The 2587-nt window shown below is 63.4% G+C and carries 4 protein-coding genes; all 4 read left to right on the top strand.

Features of this window, described 5'->3' with window-relative positions; genetic code table 11:
* Nucleotides 1-673 (top strand): phosphate ABC transporter permease PstA (pstA, locus tag Q8R73_RS20965; protein ID WP_305721458.1); only part of this gene is annotated, 673 nt, incomplete at its 5' end.
* A complete protein-coding gene (gene pstB / locus Q8R73_RS20960) occupies nucleotides 670-1491 on the top strand; it encodes a phosphate ABC transporter ATP-binding protein PstB (RefSeq protein ID WP_305721457.1) in 822 nt (273 codons plus the stop codon). The genes pstA and pstB, both read left to right, overlap by 4 nt.
* 23 nt (nucleotides 1492-1514) lie before the next feature.
* Nucleotides 1515-2231 carry a phosphate signaling complex protein PhoU gene (phoU, locus tag Q8R73_RS20955; RefSeq protein ID WP_305721456.1) on the top strand — a complete coding sequence of 239 codons (717 nt, stop codon included), beginning with the start codon at nucleotides 1515-1517 and terminating at the stop codon, nucleotides 2229-2231.
* A gap of 76 nt (nucleotides 2232-2307) precedes the next feature.
* Nucleotides 2308-2587, top strand: a 280-nt coding sequence (locus Q8R73_RS20950; protein WP_305721455.1) for a response regulator, incomplete at its 3' end; no start/stop codon positions are given.

The raw sequence follows: 2587 nt of genomic DNA, 5'->3' as shown, positions 1-2587 counted from the left end.
ATCGACCGATGGCGGCCTGCTCAACGCCATCGTCGGTTCGATCATCATGACCGTGATCGGGGTCGGGATCGGCGCGCCGCTCGGCCTGATGGCCGGCACCTACCTGGCCGAATACGGCAGGAACGACCGGCTCACCTCGGTGATTCGCTTCATCAACGATATTCTCTTGAGCGCGCCCTCGATCATCATCGGCCTGTTCATCTACGGCGCCGTCGTGTTGCCGATGGGCAGGTTCTCCGCCTTGGCCGGCAGCCTGGCGCTCGCGGTGATCGTGATCCCCGTGGTGGTGCGCACCACCGAGGACATGCTGCTGCTGGTGCCCAATCCCCTGCGCGAGGCGGCCTCGGCGCTCGGCCTGCCGCGTTCGCTGGTGATCAAGCGCATCGCCTACCGCGCGGCGCGCGCCGGTCTCATCACCGGCGTGCTGCTGGCCACCGCCCGGGTCGCCGGTGAAACCGCGCCGCTGCTGTTCACCGCGCTCTCCAACCAGTTCTTCAGCCTCGACCTGACCCAGACGATGGCCAACCTGCCGGTGACCATCAACAACTTCGTGCAAAGCCCCTACGCCTACTGGAAGCAGCTCGCCTGGAGTGGCGCGCTGCTGATCACCCTGACCGTACTTGCGCTGAATATTGGCGCCCGCATCCTTGGCGCCGAGAGGACACCAAAATGAATGAGCTTTCAGTATCGATGAGTGCCGCGGGCGGACCCGTTCCTGCGGTGGTGTTGCCCGATGCGCCGGCCAAGGTCACCGCGCGAGGCCTCAATTTCTACTATGGCGAAAACCACGCGCTGAAGAACATCAATATTGTGCTCGGCACCAACCGCGTCACCGCCTTCATCGGGCCGTCCGGCTGCGGCAAGTCAACTTTGCTGCGCGTCTTCAACCGGATGTACGATCTCTATCCCGGCCAGCGCGCTACCGGCCAGCTGATGCTGGACCAGACCAACGTGCTAGATCCCAAGCTCGATCTCAACCTGCTGCGCGCCCGCGTCGGCATGGTGTTCCAGAAGCCGACGCCGTTCCCGATGACGATCTATGACAACATCGCGTTCGGGATCCGGCTCTACGAGAAGATTTCCAAATCGGAAATGGACGGCCGGGTCGAAAAGGCGCTGCGCGGCGGCGCGCTCTGGAACGAGGTCAAGGACAAGCTGAACGCTTCGGGCCTCAGCCTGTCCGGCGGCCAGCAGCAGCGACTCTGCATCGCCCGCACCGTCGCGGTACGGCCCGAGGTGATCCTGTTCGACGAACCGTGCTCGGCGCTGGACCCGATCTCGACCGCCAAGATCGAGGAACTGATCTCGGAACTGGCGGAGGAATATACGATCGCCATCGTCACCCACAACATGCAGCAGGCCGCCCGCGTCTCCGACAAGACGGCCTTCATGTATCTCGGCGAACTGATCGAGTTCGACGACACCAACAAGATCTTCACCTCGCCGAGCGACCGGCGCACCCAAGACTACATCACCGGCCGGTTCGGCTGACGCGCATCGCGAGGAAATTGAAAATGGGTACGGAACACACGGCAAAAGCGTTCGACAGCGACCTGCAGGAGCTGACCCGTCTGGTCGCGGAGATGGGCGGTCTTGCCGAACGCATGATCGTCGATTCCGTCGACGCGTTGATCCGCAGGGATATCGCGCTCGGTGCGCGCGTCGTCGCCTCGGACACCGAAATCGACAACCTGCAGCGCCTCATCGAGGAGCGCGCGGTGCTCACCATCGCCCGGCGCCAGCCGATGGCGGTCGACCTGCGCGAGATCGTCGGCGCCATGCGGGTCGCCACCGATCTGGAGCGGATCGGCGACCTCGCCAAGAACATGGGCAAGCGGGTCTCCGCGCTGGAGAACGATTTCCATCCGCTGAAACTGATCCGCGGCCTCGAGCACATGACCGATCTCGTGACGGGCCAGGTCAAGTCCGTGCTCGACGCCTATGCCGCGCACGATCTGCCGGCGGCGATGTCGGTCTGGAAGGGCGACGAGGAAGTCGACGCCATCTGCACCTCGCTGTTCCGCGAGCTGCTGACCTATATGATGGAAGATCCGCGCAACATCTCGTTCTGCATCCATCTGATGTTCTGCGCCAAGAACATCGAGCGGATCGGCGATCACGCCACCAATATCGCGGAAACCGTGTTCTACATGATCGAGGGCCAGCAGATGCTCGAAAAACGCCCGAAGGGCGACATGACGAATTTTGCCACTGCCGTACCGGGTAATTGAGGTCGCATTGTCGGACGAAGTGGATACCGGCTCGCGTGCTGGAAACGCGTCAAAACAACAGAAGGCCAGGAAGAAGATGAGTGCGCGCATTATGGTGGTGGAAGACGAGGAAGCGCTCACCACGCTGCTGCGCTACAACCTCGATGCCGAAGGCTACGACGTCGAAACCGTCGGGCGCGGCGACGACGCCGATACCAGGCTGAAGGAGCGGATCCCGGATCTCGTCGTGCTGGACTGGATGCTGCCGGGCCTGTCCGGGATCGTACTGTGCCGTCGCCTGCGGGCACGGCCGGAGACCCGGCAGTTGCCCATCATCATGCTGACCGCGCGCGGCGAGGAGAGCGAGCGGGTGCGCG

Origin of the sequence: Bradyrhizobium sp. (genome assembly GCF_030697065.1) — a bacterium.
Classification (GTDB): Bacteria; Pseudomonadota; Alphaproteobacteria; order Rhizobiales; family Xanthobacteraceae; genus Bradyrhizobium.
This window is presented reverse-complemented; position numbering and strand designations above follow the sequence as displayed.